This window comes from Methylibium sp., from assembly GCF_013817365.1.
In the GTDB taxonomy this organism is placed as follows: domain Bacteria; phylum Pseudomonadota; class Gammaproteobacteria; order Burkholderiales; family Burkholderiaceae_C; genus Methylibium.
Genome location: NZ_JACDCU010000038.1, coordinates 1 through 15,655, shown reverse-complemented (window position 1 = coordinate 15,655; position 15,655 = coordinate 1). Strand labels below are relative to the sequence as shown.

Annotated in this window: 13 protein-coding genes; 7 read left to right on the top strand and 6 right to left on the bottom strand. The window is 69.2% G+C overall.

What is annotated here, in order from left to right:
* Positions 1-306: 306 nt before the first annotated feature.
* On the bottom strand, positions 307-2,601 hold the full coding sequence (locus H0W38_RS04435) for an NADP-dependent malic enzyme (RefSeq protein WP_292451555.1): 2,295 nt from the start codon (positions 2,599-2,601) through the stop codon (positions 307-309).
* Between the two features lie 189 nt (positions 2,602-2,790).
* Here H0W38_RS04435 and H0W38_RS04430 point away from each other — a divergent pair, with 189 nt between their 5' ends.
* The 6 genes from H0W38_RS04430 to H0W38_RS04405 all read left to right on the top strand — a co-directional run bounded on the left by H0W38_RS04430 (position 2,791) and on the right by H0W38_RS04405 (position 9,068).
* A complete protein-coding gene (locus H0W38_RS04430) occupies positions 2,791-4,926 on the top strand; it encodes an ATP-binding protein (RefSeq protein WP_292451554.1) in 2,136 nt (711 codons plus the stop codon).
* A gap of 73 nt (positions 4,927-4,999) precedes the next feature.
* Entirely contained in the window at positions 5,000-5,659 is a 660-nt protein-coding gene (locus tag H0W38_RS04425) for a response regulator (RefSeq protein WP_292451552.1), read from the top strand.
* A gap of 258 nt (positions 5,660-5,917) precedes the next feature.
* Positions 5,918-6,889, top strand: coding sequence for a thiamine-phosphate kinase (gene thiL, locus H0W38_RS04420; RefSeq protein ID WP_292451550.1), 972 nt, complete (start codon positions 5,918-5,920; stop codon positions 6,887-6,889).
* Positions 6,886-7,446 (top strand): phosphatidylglycerophosphatase A, encoded by a 561-nt coding sequence (locus tag H0W38_RS04415; protein ID WP_292451548.1) that lies wholly within the window; start codon positions 6,886-6,888, stop codon positions 7,444-7,446. Before thiL ends, H0W38_RS04415 begins: the two co-directional genes overlap by 4 nt.
* A 73-nt stretch (positions 7,447-7,519) precedes the next feature.
* Positions 7,520-7,981 carry a CinA family protein gene (locus H0W38_RS04410; protein ID WP_292451547.1) on the top strand — a complete coding sequence of 154 codons (462 nt, stop codon included), beginning with the start codon at positions 7,520-7,522 and terminating at the stop codon, positions 7,979-7,981.
* A 157-nt stretch (positions 7,982-8,138) separates the two neighbouring features.
* Positions 8,139-9,068, top strand: a complete 930-nt coding sequence (locus tag H0W38_RS04405; protein ID WP_292451546.1) for a glyoxylate/hydroxypyruvate reductase A — start codon at positions 8,139-8,141, stop codon at positions 9,066-9,068.
* Between the two features lie 97 nt (positions 9,069-9,165).
* On the opposite strand, the gene holA is transcribed toward H0W38_RS04405, so the two are convergent.
* The 5 genes from holA to H0W38_RS04380 all read right to left on the bottom strand — a co-directional run bounded on the left by holA (position 9,166) and on the right by H0W38_RS04380 (position 14,946).
* Positions 9,166-10,254, bottom strand: coding sequence for a DNA polymerase III subunit delta (gene holA / locus H0W38_RS04400; RefSeq protein ID WP_292451544.1), 1,089 nt, complete (start codon positions 10,252-10,254; stop codon positions 9,166-9,168).
* 28 nt (positions 10,255-10,282) lie between these two features.
* Positions 10,283-10,807, bottom strand: coding sequence for an LPS assembly lipoprotein LptE (lptE, locus tag H0W38_RS04395; RefSeq protein ID WP_292451542.1), 525 nt, complete (start codon positions 10,805-10,807; stop codon positions 10,283-10,285).
* Positions 10,804-13,479, bottom strand: a complete 2,676-nt coding sequence (gene leuS / locus H0W38_RS04390) for a leucine--tRNA ligase (protein ID WP_292451541.1) — start codon at positions 13,477-13,479, stop codon at positions 10,804-10,806. The genes lptE and leuS overlap by 4 nt, the downstream gene beginning before the upstream one ends.
* A 43-nt stretch (positions 13,480-13,522) precedes the next feature.
* Positions 13,523-14,329 carry a 4-hydroxy-tetrahydrodipicolinate reductase gene (dapB, locus tag H0W38_RS04385; protein ID WP_292451556.1) on the bottom strand — a complete coding sequence of 269 codons (807 nt, stop codon included), beginning with the start codon at positions 14,327-14,329 and terminating at the stop codon, positions 13,523-13,525.
* Positions 14,330-14,427: 98 nt separating this feature from the next.
* On the bottom strand, positions 14,428-14,946 hold the full coding sequence (locus H0W38_RS04380; RefSeq protein WP_292451539.1) for an outer membrane protein assembly factor BamE: 519 nt from the start codon (positions 14,944-14,946) through the stop codon (positions 14,428-14,430).
* Between the two features lie 162 nt (positions 14,947-15,108).
* On the opposite strand from H0W38_RS04380, the gene fur reads away from it, so the two are divergent.
* Positions 15,109-15,543 (top strand): ferric iron uptake transcriptional regulator, encoded by a 435-nt coding sequence (gene fur, locus H0W38_RS04375; protein ID WP_292451538.1) that lies wholly within the window; start codon positions 15,109-15,111, stop codon positions 15,541-15,543.
* Positions 15,544-15,655: the final 112 nt, after the last annotated feature.

Below are 15,655 nucleotides of genomic sequence, written 5' to 3'. Positions count from 1 at the left end.
GCCAAGATCACCGCACCGATCCCGACACGCCATCCCGAAGTTCGGATCGCCCGCTTCGACCCACCGGTAAAGCGCACGGGTTTTCCCTGTAATTCGAAGCGCAGATGGTACCGAAACTGGCCGAAAATCTCAAGCGCTTGCCTCAAATTTCAGCAGCGAGGCGGGGTTATCTCAACGATGTAAGCGGGCGCTAACTGCAGCCAGAAGACAGGGCTCGAGGCCGTTTCATAACCCTGACATTCAGGCCAAAAGCCAATTAAGCGGTACAAGACACCTGCACGCCCGCTTTTGCTGCGCTGCAGCGAGTCAACGGATCGCATTCGCGTCGGCGACGGTCAACGCCGTCATGTTCACCAAGCGGCGCACCGTTGCCGAAGGCGTCAGGATATGCGCCGGTTTGGCGGCGCCGAGCAGCACCGGGCCGATGGCGATGCCGCCGCCGGCGGCAGTTTTCAACAGGTTGTACGCAATGTTGGCGGCGTCGATGTTGGGCAGCACCAGCAGGTTGGCTTCGCCGGTCAAGGGGCTGTCCGGAATCTGATGGGCGCGCTGGGCGGGATCGAGGGCGGTGTCGCCGTGCATCTCGCCGTCCACTTCCAGCCACGGCGCCTGCTGGCGAACCAGGGCGAGCGCTTCGCGCATCTTCACGGCCGACGGCTGGCTGCTGGAGCCGAAGTTGGAGTGGCTGAGCAGCGCGGCCTTGGGCACCAGGCCGAACCGTTTCATTTCCTCGGCCGCCATGACGGTGATCTCGGCCAGCTGTGCGGCGCTGGGATCGTAGTTGACGTGGGTGTCGACCAGCATCACCTGGCGCCCCGGCAGGATCAGGCCGTTCATGCAGGCATAGGTCTGCACGCCTGGGCGCAGGCCGATCACCTGGTCGATGTGCTTGAGGTGCATCGCCGTCGTGCCCCAGGTGCCGCACAGCATGCCGTCGACCTCGCCCTTGTGCAGCAGCATGGCGCCGATCAGTGTGAGCCGGCGGCGCATCTCGATCTTGGCGAACTGCTGGGTGACACCCTGGCGCGCCATGATGCGGTGGTAGGTCTGCCAATAGTCGCGGTAGCGCTCGTCGTGATCGGTGTTGACCACGTCGTAGTCGCGACCGGCCTGCAGGCGCAACCCGAAGCGCTCGCAGCGCTGCGCAATGATCTCCGGACGCCCGATCAGCGTCGGGCGGGCCAGCTTCTCGTCGATGACGACCTGCACTGCGCGGAGCACCCGCTCCTCTTCGCCTTCGCAATAGACGATGCGGTTCTTTTCCGCGCGTTTGGCGACGTTGAAGATCGGCTTCATCGTCGTGCCGGAGGCATAGACGAAAGCCTGCAGCTTCTCGACGTAGGCGTCGAAGTCCTGGATCGGCCGTGAGGCCACGCCCGAGTCCGCCGCTGCCCGCGCCACTGCCGGCGCGATCTTCATCATCAGCCGGGGGTCGAAGGGCTTGGGGATCAGGTACTCCGGCCCGAACGAGAGCGTTGCGCCCGCGTAGGCGGCTGCCACCACTTCACTCTGCTCGGCCTGCGCCAGCTCGGCAATCGCGTGCACCGCGGCGATCTCCATCTCCACGGTGATGGTCGTCGCTCCGGAGTCGAGCGCGCCGCGGAAGATGTAGGGAAAGCACAGGACGTTGTTGACCTGGTTCGGATAGTCGGTGCGGCCGGTGGCCATGATCGCGTCGCTGCGCACCGCCAGCACGTCTTCGGGCTGGATCTCCGGATTGGGATTGGCGAGGGCGAAGATGATCGGCCGCGGCGCCATGGCGGCGACCATCTCGCGCTTGAGCACGCCGCCGGCCGACAGACCCAGGAAGATGTCGGCGCCGACGATGGCCTCGGCGAGAGTGCGCTGCGGGGTCACCTGAGCAAACTCGTCCTTGTCCGGATCCATCAGCTCGGTCCGTCCCTGGTAGACCACGCCCGCCAGATCGGTGACCCAGATGTTTTCGCGCGGCAGGCCGAGCTTGACCAGCAGCCCAAGGCAGGCGAGCGCCGCCGCGCCGGCGCCGGAAGACACCAGCTTGACTTCGCGGATGTCCTTGCCGACCACCTTCAGGCCATTGAGCAGCGCCGCACCGACCACGATGGCGGTGCCGTGCTGATCGTCGTGGAAGACCGGGATCTTCATGCGCTCGCGCAGCGCGCGCTCGACGTAGAAGCAGTCCGGCGCCTTGATGTCTTCGAGGTTGATGCCGCCGAAGGTGGGCTCGAGCGCGGCGATGCAGTCGATCAGCTTGTCGAGGTTGTTCTCGGCCAGCTCGATGTCGAACACGTCGATGCCGGCGAACTTCTTGAACAGGACGGCCTTGCCTTCCATCACCGGCTTGGCGGCCAGCGGGCCGATGTTGCCCAGGCCGAGCACCGCGGTGCCGTTGGTGATCACCGCGACCAGGTTGCCTCGCGCGGTGTAGCGGAACGCCGTGGCGGGATCACGCGCGATCTCTTCGCAGGCCGCTGCCACCCCGGGCGAATAGGCCAGCGCGAGGTCGTGCTGGTTGATCATCTGCTTGGTCGCTGCAATGGCGATCTTTCCGGGCACAGGGAACTCGTGGTACTCGAGGGCGGCCTGGCGCAGTTGCGTGCGCTTGTCTTCGGGGGTCGTCATGGGATCTTCCGTGAGGGCGTGGCTGACGCAGCGACCTGCTGATTGTAGGAATGCGCCTGCGGTGCAAGCGCGAGCAAGCGGGCTCGCCTGGGCCGCTGCGCTGCCGCAAGCAGTGTTTCGCACGGCGTGCGCGGTGGCCATGCGCGAAACTGCGTACCCATGCCGAGCCGCCGCTCTTCATACTCGGTCATGTCCGACCTCGCCGCGCCGCTGATGCCGTCCTCCTGGCGCTGGCGGCGCATGCTGCCCTGGGCCCTGCTGGTGCTGCTGCTCGGCGTCGTTCAGACGCTGCTGCTCGGCCTGACTCTTCGATACGAGCACAGTCGCGCCCAAGAACGCACCGACGCCGCCGCCACCGCTGCCGCAATCGATGTGCGGCAGGTGTTCGCGCGCGACCTGCAGAGCCTGCAGGCGCTGTTGTGGAACGAACCCGATCTGGCGCAGTGGCGCCGCGACGCCGCCGATCTGCTGCGCGAGCGCCGCGAGCTGCTGCGCATCGAGTGGCGCTCGGAGGACAACACGCTCGAAGCCGTGGTCGAGTCGCCCTACCGCGGCAAGCTTTTCAGCCGGCTTCCGCGCGGCGCGTTGGCGCTCGACAGCGAAGCGGCCTGCGCCAGCGCCATGCGCCTGACCGTGCCGGCCTGGTCACGCAGCTATTTCGTGCCGCAGGCGGGGGGGCTGGGCGTGGAAGTGATCGATGTGTGCCTGCCGATCACTGGCGCTGAGGGGCCGCGCGGCGTCATGGCGGCGACGCTGGCGCTGAGCGCGACCATCGAAGCGGCCGTGTCGCCCGAGGTGGCGCGCTCGCACGAGCTCTCCTTCGTCGAAGGCGACGGCACGCGCCTGGCCCGCGCCGGGCTGCCGCGAGGCGCCGGCGTGTACCGGGCCGAGCGGCTGGTGGATGTGCCGGGGACCACCCTGGCGCTGCGCCTGGACAGCGCCGGGCGCGGTCCGCGGCTGATCCCCAACCTGGCAACTTCGCTGGTGCTCGGACTGTCGTTGGCCTTGACCGCAGTGGTCGCGCTGCTCGTGCGCGACGTGCGCCGGCGCGCCGAGGCCGAAGCGCGCCTCGGCGAAGAGCTGGCGCTGCGCCGCGCGATGGAGGATTCGCTGGTCACCGGACTGCGGGCGCGCGATCTCGCCGGGCGCATCACCTACGTGAACCCGGCGTTGTGCGCGATGGTCGGCTTCAGTGCCGAGCAGCTCGTCGGCCACGCCACGCCGGCCTATTGGCCGCCCGAGATGCGTGCCGATTACGAGGCGCGCCAGGTCCACCGCATGTCCGAGGGCGTCCCACCCAACGAGTCGCGCGACGGCTACGAGACCACGTTCATGCGCGCCAACGGCGAGCGTTTTCCGGTGCTGATCTTCGAGGCGCCGCTGATCGGCGCAGACGGCCGGCAAAGCGGCTGGATGAGCGCTGTGCTCGACATCAGCGCCCAGCGACGTGTCGAGGAGCTTTCCCGCCTGCAGCAAGAGCAGCTGCAGGCCACCGCCCGCCTTGCCACCGTGGGCGAGATGGCTTCGCTGCTCAGTCACGAGCTGAACCAGCCGCTGGCGGCGATCGCCAGTTATGCGAGCGGCTCGCTCAACCTGATCGCCGACGAAATGCCGGCCTCCACGGGGCCGAATCTGGCGATGATCCGCGAAGCCACGCAGCGCATTGCCGAGCAGGCGGCGCGCGCGGGGCGCGTCATCAAGAGCGTGCATGACTTCGTGCGTCGTCGCGAGCACAGCCGCGAGCCGGTGGACTGCGACGAGCTGGTCGAGGGCGTATTGCCGCTGGTGCGCCTTCAGGCACGCAAGAGTGCCACGCGCATCGAGCTGGCACTGGGCTGGCCGCCTCCCCGTGCCGTGTGCGACCGCACCATGGTCGAACAAGTGCTGCTGAACCTGACCCGCAACGCCATCCAGGCGATGGAAGCGCAGCCGCCGGCGCAGCGCGTGGTCAGCGTGAGTGCACGAGCCGACCGTGCCTGGGTGCACATCAGCGTGAGCGATCGCGGCCCTGGCATCGCCCCGGAGGTCGCCGCGCGCCTGTTCACGCCGTTCTTCACCACCAAGAGCGAAGGCATGGGCCTGGGCCTGAGCCTGTGCCGCACCGTGATCGAGCAGCACGGCGGCGCACTGGTGTTCGAGACGCTCCCGAGCGACGACGGCGCCGGCATTGCGGGCACCCGCTTCACCTTCACGCTGCCGCGTGCTGCAGCCGGGACCGTAAGCGGCCCCCCTGATGAACGCGCCGATGCAGCGCTCGCTGCCGCTCAGAACGCGCCGGCCGGCAGCCCTGGCACGGCGGGTCGCGCAGCGCAGGCCTTGTCATGAGCCTGCCATCGAGTTGCCGCGAGGCAGGTTGCCGGTCCTTCGAAAATCGGCGTTCAGCGCCGGGGGAATCCAGATGAATCATTCGCCGCCGCCCCCGCCCTTGGGCCTGCCCGTCGTGCACATCGTGGACGACGAGGCAGCCGTGCGCGATGCGCTCGCCTGGCTGTTGCGAACACGCCGGCTGCTTTCGCATCCGCATGATTGCGGCGAGGCCTTCGAGGCCTGGCTCGAGGGGCACCGCGCGGCGCTCCTAGGCGCACCGGCCTGCCTGCTGCTCGACATGCGCATGCCCGGCGGCATGGGCGGCGTGCAGTTGTTCGAGCGGCTGATCGAGCGCGCGCTCACCGATGTGCTGCCGGTCATCTTCCTCAGCGGCCACGGCGACGTGCCCACGGCCGTCGCGGCAATCCAGCGCGGCGCTTTCGATTTCGTCGAGAAGCCTTTCTCCGACAACGCGCTGGTCGACCGCATCGAGCGGGCCCTAAAGCGAAGCCGTGGCGGTCTCGAGCGCGGCCGCTTGCACACCGCGCTGCAAAAGCAGCTGGCCGAGTTGACAGAGCGCGAGCGCGAAGTGATGCAGCTGGTGGTCGATGGCCGCCCCAACAAGTTGATCGCCGATGCGCTGGCGATCAGCGTGCGCACGGTGGAGGTGCACCGGGCGCGGGTGTTCGAGAAGATGGGAGTGCGGTCCGCCGTGGAGTTAGCCAATTTGCTCAGGGAGCAAACCGGCTAACGCCAAGGCGGCCGCACTTTGCTCACGGCCCCAGCCCCCTTCCCCCGCCCCCAGTGGGCCGGGGGTTGCGGCCCCACCCCCGCCCGCCCCCGAGGGGCGGGAGCCCGACAGGCCGGTTGTGCTGATCATGCTGAGCTTGTGCGTCGCTGCGAATGGTCGAGGTTTTCGTTGCCGCCGGCCGCAATACTTCGTTCGCTTCGAAAGCGCGGTGGTCTGCCGGCCCGCTGCAGTGTTGGCGGCACGGCGACAATCGCCCGCATGAGTCTTGGCGAATTCGACCTCATTGCGCGGTACTTCAACCGGCCCACGCGCCGCGCCGCGGTGGGCCCGGGCGACGACTGCGCGGTGCTGGCGCCGCGCGCGGGCATGCAGCTGGCGGTGTCGTGCGACATGCTGGTCGAGGGCCGGCATTTCCTGCCGACGGTCGATCCCGCACGGCTCGGGCACAAGGCGCTGGCGGTCAACCTCAGCGACTTGGCGGCCTGCGGCGCCGAGCCGCTGGGCTGCACGCTGGCGCTTGCGCTGCCACGCGTCGATGCCGACTGGCTCGAAGGTTTCTCGGTCGGTCTTTATGCGCTGGCCGAGTCGCATGGCTGCGAGCTGGTCGGCGGCGACACCACGGCCGGGCCGCTCAACATCTGCATCACCGTGTTCGGCGAAGTGCCCGCCGGCGGCGCACTGCTGCGCGACGGTGCACGGGCCGGCGATGCGGTCTGGATCAGCCATGCGCCGGACGGCGGCATCGGCGATGCGCGGCTCGCGCTCGAGGCCTTTCGTGGCACGGTGGCCTTGCCAGGAGAGGCCTTCGAGCGAGTGCGCCGCGCGATGGAGCAGCCGCAGCCGAGGGTCGCGCTGGGCGTGGCGCTGCGCGGCATCGCCAGCGCGGCGATCGATGTGTCGGACGGCCTGCTCGGCGACCTGAGCCACCTGTTGCGCCGCTCCGCCGTGGGCGCCACGCTCGACGTCGACGCGCTGCCGCGCAGCACCGAACTGGCCGCACAACCGCTGGTCCTGCAGCGGCTTTGCGGCCTGTCGGGTGGCGATGACTACGAGCTGGTCTTCACCGCGCCCGAAACTGCGCAAGCGCGTGTGCAGGCCGCCGCGCGCGAAGCGGCGGTGGCGGTCACCTGCATCGGCCGCATCGAGGCGGCCAGCGGGCTGCGCGTCGTCGACTCGCAAGGCCGCGCGCTGGCGGACACCTGGACCTCGTTCGACCACTTCCGCTCGTGAACACCGCGCCGACGCCACTGGAGCCGCCGGCCCTGCCGGCGCCGCGCCGTGCCGACGTGCGCTTTCTGCTCGCGCACCCCGCGCACGCTATCGCGCTCGGCTTCGGCGCCGGGCTGAGCCCCCTCGCGCCCGGGACGGTCGGCAGCTTGTGGGCCTGGCTCAGCTTCGTGGTGCTCGACCGTTGGCTCGACGACGCGCAGTGGGCGCTGCTGCTGGCCGCCGGCACGGCAATCGGCTGGTGGGCTTGCACGGTCACCGCGCGACACTTGAACACGGCCGACCCCAGCTCGATCGTATGGGACGAGGTGCTCGCCTTCTGGGCGATCCTGTGGCTGGTGATGCCGGCCGGCCCTGTGGGCCAGTTGATGGCCTTTGCACTGTTTCGCTTCTTCGACGCCGCCAAGCCGGGGCCGGTGCGTTGGGCCGACGCACGTTTCAAGCGGCCGCACACCGAAGGCCGCGTCGGCTGGATCCAGGGCTTCGGCATCCTGTTCGACGATGCGGTCGCGGCGCTGTGCACGCTGCTGGTGATCGCGGTGTGGCGGGCCGTCGCATGAAGACGATCTGCCGGCACGATTCGGCACGCGTGGCGCTGCGCCGCGGGAGGCACTCTTGAACGAAGGCTTTGTCATGCAACTCGGCGTCGCGCTGCGGGCGCGTTCGTGGCGACTGGTCACGGCGGAGAGCTGCACCGGCGGCCTGCTGGCAGCCGCGTGTACCAGCGTAGCCGGCTCGAGCGATTGGTTCGACCGCGGCTTCGTCACCTACAGCTACGAGTCCAAGACCGAGCTGCTCGACGTGCCGGCCGCGCTGATCGCGCAGCATGGCGCGGTCAGCGCCGAAGTGGCGCTCGCCATGGCCGAGGGCGCGCTGCGTCGCGCCCGGGCCGACATCGCCCTGAGCGTGACCGGCATCGCCGGCCCCGGCGGTGCGGTGCCCGGCAAGCCGGTCGGCACGGTGTGGATGGGCCTCGTGTTGCCGGGCCGCCCGGCGCGGGCCGAACGCCTTCAGTTCAGCGGCGATCGGGCGGCGGTGCGTGGCCAGACTGTGCGGCATGCGCTGCAGCAGCTGATCGACGGGAGTGCCGCATGAGCCCCCGACAGGGCCCAGCGCCAGGGAGATCGAAGCGGAGCGGGAGGCGGCATGCGCCCGATCGCGTGATGCGAGGACTTGCCTGTGGAGGGCGCCGAATGAGCCGCCGGGCCGTTCCCAAGGCGAATACCTGAACGCGTAGCGCGGAGGTTGCCTTGTGAGCATCCTGCTGGCCTGTGATTTCGATGCCGCCGAATGGGCGCTGTGGCGCCCGGCACTGCAGGCGGCGATGCCGGGCGAGCGCTTCGTCACCTCGGCCGACGCGCCTGACGGCATCGACGTGGCCATCGTCGCCAATCCGCCCGCCGGCGCGCTCGCCGGCTTGCCGCGTCTGAGGCTGATCCAGTCGCTGTGGGCCGGCGTGGAGCGGCTGCTCGCAGACGCCAGCGTGCCGGGCGACGTGCCGATCGCGCGCATGGTCGATCCGGCCATGAGCGCGGCGATGGCCGAGACCGCGCTGTGGGCCACGCTCGCGCTGCACCGCGGCTTCTTTCGCTATGCGCGGCTGCAGCAAGAAGCGCGTTGGGCGCCGCACCGCCAGCGCCGCGCCGACGAAGTCACCGTCGCTGTGCTCGGTCTTGGACAGATGGGCGGCGCGGTGGCTCAGCGGGTGGCGGATCAGGGGTACCGGGTGCTTGGCTGGAGCACCCGCCCCGCTGCGCTGGCCGGCGTTGAAACCAGCGCCGGCGAGGCGGCCTTGGCGCCACTGCTGGCGCGTGCCGATATCGCGCTGAACCTGCTGCCGCTCACCGCCCGGACGAAAGGCTTCTTCGATGCCCGCCGGCTGGCCGGAATGAAGCACGGCGCCGGCCTGGTGAACCTCGGGCGTGGCGCCCACGTCGTGGAGGCCGACCTGCTGGCCGCGCTCGACCGCGGGCAGCTGGGGCATGCCGTGCTCGACGTGTTCGCGAGCGAGCCCTTGCCGCCGGAGCATCCGTTCTGGCGGCATCCCCGCGTCAGCGTCTTGCCGCACGTCGCGGCGCAGACCGATCCACGCACAGCGGCGGCGGTTGCCGCGGCCAATGTGCAGGCGCTGCGCGAAGGGCGGCCTCTGGCGCATCGGGTCGACCGGGTGCGCGGTTACTGAGATCGTTTCAGCCGAAGGGGCGGGCGGCGGCGAACCCAGCCGCATCGCGTCCATGACCCTGTGAGGTCATGCGCCGCGCTCCGTGGATTCCCCGGACTCAGCCTTGCAGCACCAGCCGCGCGGTGACGCCCGCGCGGGCCGGCGCGCCGGCGAGCGGACCAGCCAGAAGCAGCGCCAGGCGCTGCAGACCGTCCCACGGATCGGCGGGCCACAGGGGATGTTTCAGGCCCTTGGCCAGGCCGTCGCAGACATGCGCGGCCTCCACCAGCTGTTCCAGCGCGGCCTCGTCCAGGCGCGGCAGCGCGCGCTCGAACAGCCGCTCCTTCAGGCCCCAGACCCGGTTCTCTCGCAGAGCCATCGGCAAGGGCTTGCCGGCGGTCAGTGCGTCCTTGCAGCGCTTGAGTGCGCGGATGTCCTCGGTCAGGTGCCAGTGCACCAGCACGGCGGCCTCGCCCTCGGCGCGCAAGCCGGCGAGCATGCGCAGCACGCGCGGCACTTGGCCGGCGAGCACCGCCTCGCCGAGCTTGCGCACGTCGTAGCGGGCGACGTTGAGCACAGCCGCCTCGACCTGCTCGTAGCCGAGCTCGCCGACCGGATGAAGCAGGGCCAGCTTGGCGAGCTCCTGTTGGGCGGCGAGCAGGTTGCCTTCGACGCGGTCGGCGAAGAACGCGAGCGTGCGCTGGCCTTCTTCGCCGGGGCCGACGCGCTGGCCCTGCGCGGCCAGGCGCTGCGCCAGCCACTGCGGCAGCGCCGCGCGCTCGATGGGCTCCAGGCGCAAGGTGATGCCCGCGGCCTCGAGCGCGCTGAACCAGGCGCTCGCGGTTTGCTGGCGATCCAGTCGCGGCAAGGTGACGAGGGTGAGCACGCCTTCGGGCAGGCGCTCGCAGTAGCGTTGCAGCGCCACCGAACCGTCCTTGCCAGGCTTACCCGAGGGAATGCGGATCTCGACGATCTTGGCGTCGCCGAACAGGCTCATCGCGCTCGCGGCGCCGAGCAGCGAACTCCAGTCGAAGTGCGCGCCGGCGACCGTGTGGACCTCGCGCTCGCTGTGGCCGGCGGCGCGCGCGGCGGCGCGAATGGCATCGGCCGCCTCCACCGCCAGCAGCGGCTCGTCGCCGTGCAGTGTGTAGAGCGGCTGCAGGCCCTTCTTCAGGTGCGCGGCGAGCTGGTCAAGCTTGAGTTGCATTAGGGAGGGCGCGCGCGTTCGCCGGGCTTCAAGGGGCCGGCACCGCGGCAAGCCGGCGCATCACCTGCTCGACGATGTCGCTCTGCATGCTGCGGTACAGCGCCTGCTCCTCCAGCTGCTTGGCCAGTGCGTTGGTTTCGTTGTAGCTCAGGTCGCGGGTGAGCAGCAGTTCGGTGTCGGGGATCAGCAGCCGGCCGGCCGGCGTGCGCAGCCGAAAGCGCAGGCGCGTGCGCAGCGTGAACTCACGCACCTGGCCGGCCGAGGTCTGCGCGGCGACGGTCTTGTCGCGCACGTCGGCCAGGGCTTCGAGCACCACTTCGGCCTGCGCGGCGGATTCGACGACACGGGTGCTGCCGCTGGCCTCGACGGCACGCTCCAGCTCTTCGGTGAAGGGCGATCGCGCGGGGAAGCCGACCAGCTGCACCGTATTGAAGTCGAGCCGGGGCGGACGGCGCAGCTGGAAGCCGCAGCCGACAAGCAGTGCGGCGCCGGCGCCGAGGCCGAGCTGCAGCAGGCGGCGGCGGGTGGGGGTCACCGGCACGGCGCGCGTCATACGACGACGTTCACCAACCGCCCCGGCACGACCACCACCTTCTTCGGCTTGCGGCCCTCAGCGAACTTGGCTACCTCGGGGCTGGCTAGCGCAGCGGTCTCGATCTGTGCGCGGTCGGCTGTCGCCGCGACGGTGATCGAACCGCGCAGCTTGCCGTTGACCTGCAGCACCAGCTGGATTTCAGCTTGCAGGAGCGCGGACTCGTCGACCTGTGGCCAAGGCGCGTCGAGCAGCTCGCCCGACGCTGCGGCATAGCCGAGTTGTTGCCACAGCGACTGAGTCACATGCGGGCAGGCCGGGTACAGCACGCGCAGCAGCACCGAATAGCTTTCGCGCAGCGCGGCGTTGGCGCCCGGGCTGCCGTCGGCTTCGAAGGCATCGAGCGCATTGAGCACTTTCATCGCACCGGAAACCACAGTGTTGTACTGCATGCGTTCGTAGTCGTAGCTGACCTGCCGCAGCACGCCGTGCACTTCGCGCCGCAGGGCCTTCGCTGCGGCCGGCAGCTCGCCGCCGACATCCGCCGCGCCACCCACCGCCGTGGCGTGTTTCTGGCCGAAACCCCACACGCGCTTGAGGAAGCGGTGCGCGCCCTCGACGCCGGCGTCGTGCCACTCGACCGACTGCTCGGGCGGTGATGCGAACATCACGAACAGGCGGGCGGTGTCGGCGCCGTAGCGGTCGATCACCTGCTGCGGATCGACGCCGTTGTTCTTGGATTTGGACATGGTGGTCCAGCCTTCGTACTGCACCGGCTCGCCATCGCCCTTGGCATGCGCCGAGACCACCTTCTGGTGCTCGTCGCGCCCGATGTCGAGCTCATGCTCCCAGAAGTACTGGCGGCCGCCCTGTGCACCACTGCGCACGAAGGCCTCCTTGAGCACCATGCCCTGTGTGAGCAGGCGGGTGAATGGTTCGTCGATCCCGACGAGCTTCATGTCGCGCATCACCTTGGTCCAAAAGCGCGCGTAGAGCAGGTGCAGGATGGCGTGCTCGATGCCGCCGATGTACTGGTCCACCGGCATCCAGTACTTCGTGCCGGCGCCGACCATGGCGGTGTCGAGCGTGGCGTCGCAGTAGCGCATGAAGTACCACGACGAATCCACGAAGGTGTCCATCGTGTCGGTCTCGCGCCGCGCCGGTTGGCCGCAGCGCGGGCAGGCGACGTTCAGGAACGAGGCGCACTTGGCGAGCGGGTTGCCGGAGCCATCGGGGATGAGGTCTTCGGGCAGCACCACCGGGAGCTCGTTCACCGGCACGGGCACGGCACCGCAGCCGGGCTGGTCGGACGCAGGGCCGGCGCCGTCGCAATGGATGATGGGGATCGGCGTGCCCCAGTAGCGTTGGCGGCTGATGCCCCAGTCGCGCAGGCGCCAGGTGGTCTTCTTTCCGCCCAGGCCCTTGGCGGCCAGCGCCTTGGCGACGGCGGCGACGGCAACCCGATAGCTCATGCCGCTGAAGTTGTCGGAATTGATGGTCACGCCGTTCTGCTTGTCGGCGTACCAGTCCTGCCAGCGGTCGTAGTCGTAGTGCTCGCCGTCGACATGCACGACCTGCGTGATTGGCAGGCCGTATTTCTTGGCGAACTCGAAGTCGCGCTCGTCGTGGGCCGGCACACCCATCACCGCACCGTCGCCGTAGCTCATCAGCACGTAGTTGCCGACCCACACTTCGATGTCGGTGCCGGTCAGCGGGTGCTTGACGAACAGCCCGGTCGGCAGACCTTCCTTCTCGCGCGTGGCGACCTCGGCCTCGGTTGTGCCGCCGGCCTTGCAGGCCTCGACAAAGGCGGCCAGTTCCGGGTTCGAGGCCGCGGCATGCGCAGCGAGGGGGTGCTCCGGCGCAACGGCGCAAAAGCTCACGCCCATGAGCGTGTCCGCACGCGTCGTGAACACGTACATGCGCCCGTCCTGGATCAGCGCGCCATCGGCGTTACGAATGTTGTGAGGAAAGGCGAAACGCACGCCCTCGCTCTTGCCGATCCAGTTCTCCTGCATCAGCTTGACGCGCTCCGGCCAGCCGGGCAGGCCGTCGGTGACTTCGCCGAGCAGTTCGTCGGCGTAGCGAGTGATGTTGAGGTAGTAGCCGGGGATCTCGCGCTTTTCGACCGGCGCGCCGGAGCGCCAGCCGCGGCCGTCGATGACCTGCTCGTTGGCCAGCACGGTCTGATCGACCGGGTCCCAGTTCACCACCTGGGTGCGTCGCTCGGCGATGCCGGCCTCGAGCATCTTGAGGAACAGCCACTGGTTCCAGCGGTAGTAATCGGGCGAGCAGGTCGTGATTTCGCGCGACCAGTCGATGGCCAGGCCCATCGCCTGCATCTGGCCCTTCATGTGGGCGATGTTCGAGTACGTCCACTGCGCCGGCGGCACGCCGTTCTTCATGGCCGCGTTCTCGGCCGGCAGGCCGAAGGCGTCCCAGCCCATCGGCATGAGCACGTTCATGCCCTTCATGCGCAGGTGGCGCGTGAGCATGTCGTTGATGGTGTAGTTGCGCACATGGCCCATGTGCAGCTTGCCGCTCGGGTAGGGCAGCATCGAGCAGGCGTAGAACTTGGGGCGCGCGGCGTCCTCGACGACGCGGTAGGCGTCGCTCGCGTTCCAGTGCGCCTGTGCGGCGGCCTCGATGGCGCGGTGATCGTACGGGGCGGGTGGGGGCGGGGCAGCGCTCATGCAATGGCCGGTGCGCATTGGCGCCGGTCTCGTGAAGGTTCTATCAAGTGACAGGCAGGCCGAGCACGTCGTCCATGCCGAACAGGCCGCGCGGCTTGTGCGCCAGGAAGCGCACCGCGCGCAGGCTGCCCTGCGCGTAAGTCGCGCGGCTGGCCGACTTGTGCCCGATCTCGATGCGCTCGCCGGTGCCGCAGAACATCACGGTGTGGTCCCCGACGATGTCGCCGCCGCGCACGGTGGCGAAGCCGATCGTTTGCGCGTCGCGCGCGCCGGTCGTGCCTTCGCGGCCGTACACCGCGCAGTCTTCCAGATTGCGGCCCAGCGCGTTCGCCACCACCTCGCCCATCGCGAGCGCGGTGCCGCTCGGCGCGTCCACCTTGTTGCGGTGATGGGCCTCGACGATCTCGATGTCGTAGCCTTCGCCGAGCGCCTTGGCCGCGGTGGCCAGCAACTTCAACACCACGTTCACACCGACGCTCATGTTCGGCGCCATGACGATGGCGATGTCCTCGGCCGCCGCCGCAATCGCCGCCTTGCCCGCCTCGTCGAAGCCGGTGGTGCCGACGACGAGCTGCACGCCCAGCTCACGGCACACGCGGAGGTGTTCGAGCGTGCCCTCGGGGCGAGTGAAGTCGATCAGGACCTGCGCATCGGCCAGGCCGGCGCGAAGATCGGCGCCGATCGCCACGCCGCTGGTCTGGCCGAGAAAGGCCGCGGCATCCTGGCCGAGTGCAGGGCTCCCGGGGACCTCCAGCGCGCCGGCCAGTCGGCAGTCAGCGCAGGCGAGCACCGCCTCGATGAGTGTGCGGCCCATGCGACCGGAGGCGCCGGCGATGGCGACGCGTCGCAGCGTCGTGCCGGCGATTCCTTGCCCGTCAGCGTCGGCAGCCTGCGGGCGCCGGTCGTTCGCCGCCAGGACGCGCGCGAAGTCGCCGCTGCCCGCTTCGCTCACCGCACCGCCTCCAGCGGCGGGTAACTGCGCGTCGGGCCCTCGGGTGCGGACGCCGCGGCCGTGCCGGCGACGACCGGCTCGGCCGGGATCGGCAAAGCCTCCAGCTGTTCTTCGGTCAATTGAAGTTTCGGCACGCGGCCGGTGCTCCGGGTGTCGATCGAGGCGACGAAATCGCGCTCGCTGGGCAGTTCGTCGGCCTCGAAGGACTTCATGCCTTCGCCGTCGAACAGCACGGTGACGCGGCGCTGCTGATAGGGCGCGCCCTGTCGGCGGATGGTGAACACGTAGTCCCAGCGGTCGGCGTGGAAAATGTCGGTCAGCAGCGGCGAGCCGAGGACGTTGCGCACTTCCGCACGTGTCATGCCCGGCTTGATGGCAGCGGCCATCTCCTTCGTCACCACATTGCCCTGCACGATCTCCATGCGGTAGGGCGTGATCACGCCCAGGAAGCTGTCCGACGATTGCAGCGAGCCGCAGCCGGCAAACGCCAGCGAGGCCAGCAGCAGCGGAGGCACGCGGGCATGACGATGACGTGTTGAAGGCTGGCGCATAAGGTGGGAAGCAGGGAAGGAACGGCCGCTATAGCAGGGGCGGCGAGCGCCCGGCGCAACACGGCGCGTCGGGCTCGATATCATCGGCAAATTCTAGTGGAGCCGCCCGCGGCCGAGGACAAGCCGATGAGCCACGCCGACGAACTCAAGAGCAGCGGCCTGAAGGCCACGTTGCCGCGCATCAAGATCCTGGAGGTGTTCCAGACTTCCAGCGTGCGCCACCTGACGGCGGAAGACGTTTACAAGCACCTGCTGACCGAAGGCTCCGACATCGGCTTGGCCACCGTGTACCGGGTGCTGATGCAATTCGAGCAGGCCGGCATCCTCTCGCGCAACCACTTCGAGTCCGGCAAGTCGGTGTTCGAGCTCAACGAAGGGCAGCACCACGATCATCTGGTGTGCCTGGATTGCGGCCGCGTCGAGGAATTCTTCGATGCCGAGATCGAAGCGCGCCAGCGCTCGGTGGCGCAGACGCGTGGCTACGCGCTGCAGGAGCATGCGCTGTCGCTGTACGCGAACTGCACCAAGGATCCCTGCCCGCATCGGCCGGTGCGCAAATAGCGCCCGGCGCTCAGCCGGTGGATTCGCCAGCCTCGAGCGCGAGACGGTGGCGGGCCAGGAACTCCTGGTAGGTATCGATGCCGCGCAGCTGCAGGATGGTATTGCGCACGGC

Excerpts from the sequence above, each read along its gene's own strand:
- fur (WP_292451538.1), top strand. The coding sequence starts at position 15,109 with ATGAGCCACGCCGACGAACTCAAGAGCAGCGGCCTGAAGGCCACGTTG.
- lptE (WP_292451542.1), bottom strand. The coding sequence starts at position 10,807 with ATGACGCGCGCCGTGCCGGTGACCCCCACCCGCCGCCGCCTGCTGCAG.
- leuS (WP_292451541.1), bottom strand. The coding sequence starts at position 13,479 with ATGAGCGCTGCCCCGCCCCCACCCGCCCCGTACGATCACCGCGCCATC.
- H0W38_RS04435 (WP_292451555.1), bottom strand. The coding sequence starts at position 2,601 with ATGACGACCCCCGAAGACAAGCGCACGCAACTGCGCCAGGCCGCCCTC.
- H0W38_RS04430 (WP_292451554.1), top strand. The coding sequence starts at position 2,791 with ATGTCCGACCTCGCCGCGCCGCTGATGCCGTCCTCCTGGCGCTGGCGG.
- thiL (WP_292451550.1), top strand. The coding sequence starts at position 5,918 with ATGAGTCTTGGCGAATTCGACCTCATTGCGCGGTACTTCAACCGGCCC.
- H0W38_RS04425 (WP_292451552.1), top strand. The coding sequence starts at position 5,000 with ATGAATCATTCGCCGCCGCCCCCGCCCTTGGGCCTGCCCGTCGTGCAC.
- holA (WP_292451544.1), bottom strand. The coding sequence starts at position 10,254 with ATGCAACTCAAGCTTGACCAGCTCGCCGCGCACCTGAAGAAGGGCCTG.
- H0W38_RS04410 (WP_292451547.1), top strand. The coding sequence starts at position 7,520 with ATGCAACTCGGCGTCGCGCTGCGGGCGCGTTCGTGGCGACTGGTCACG.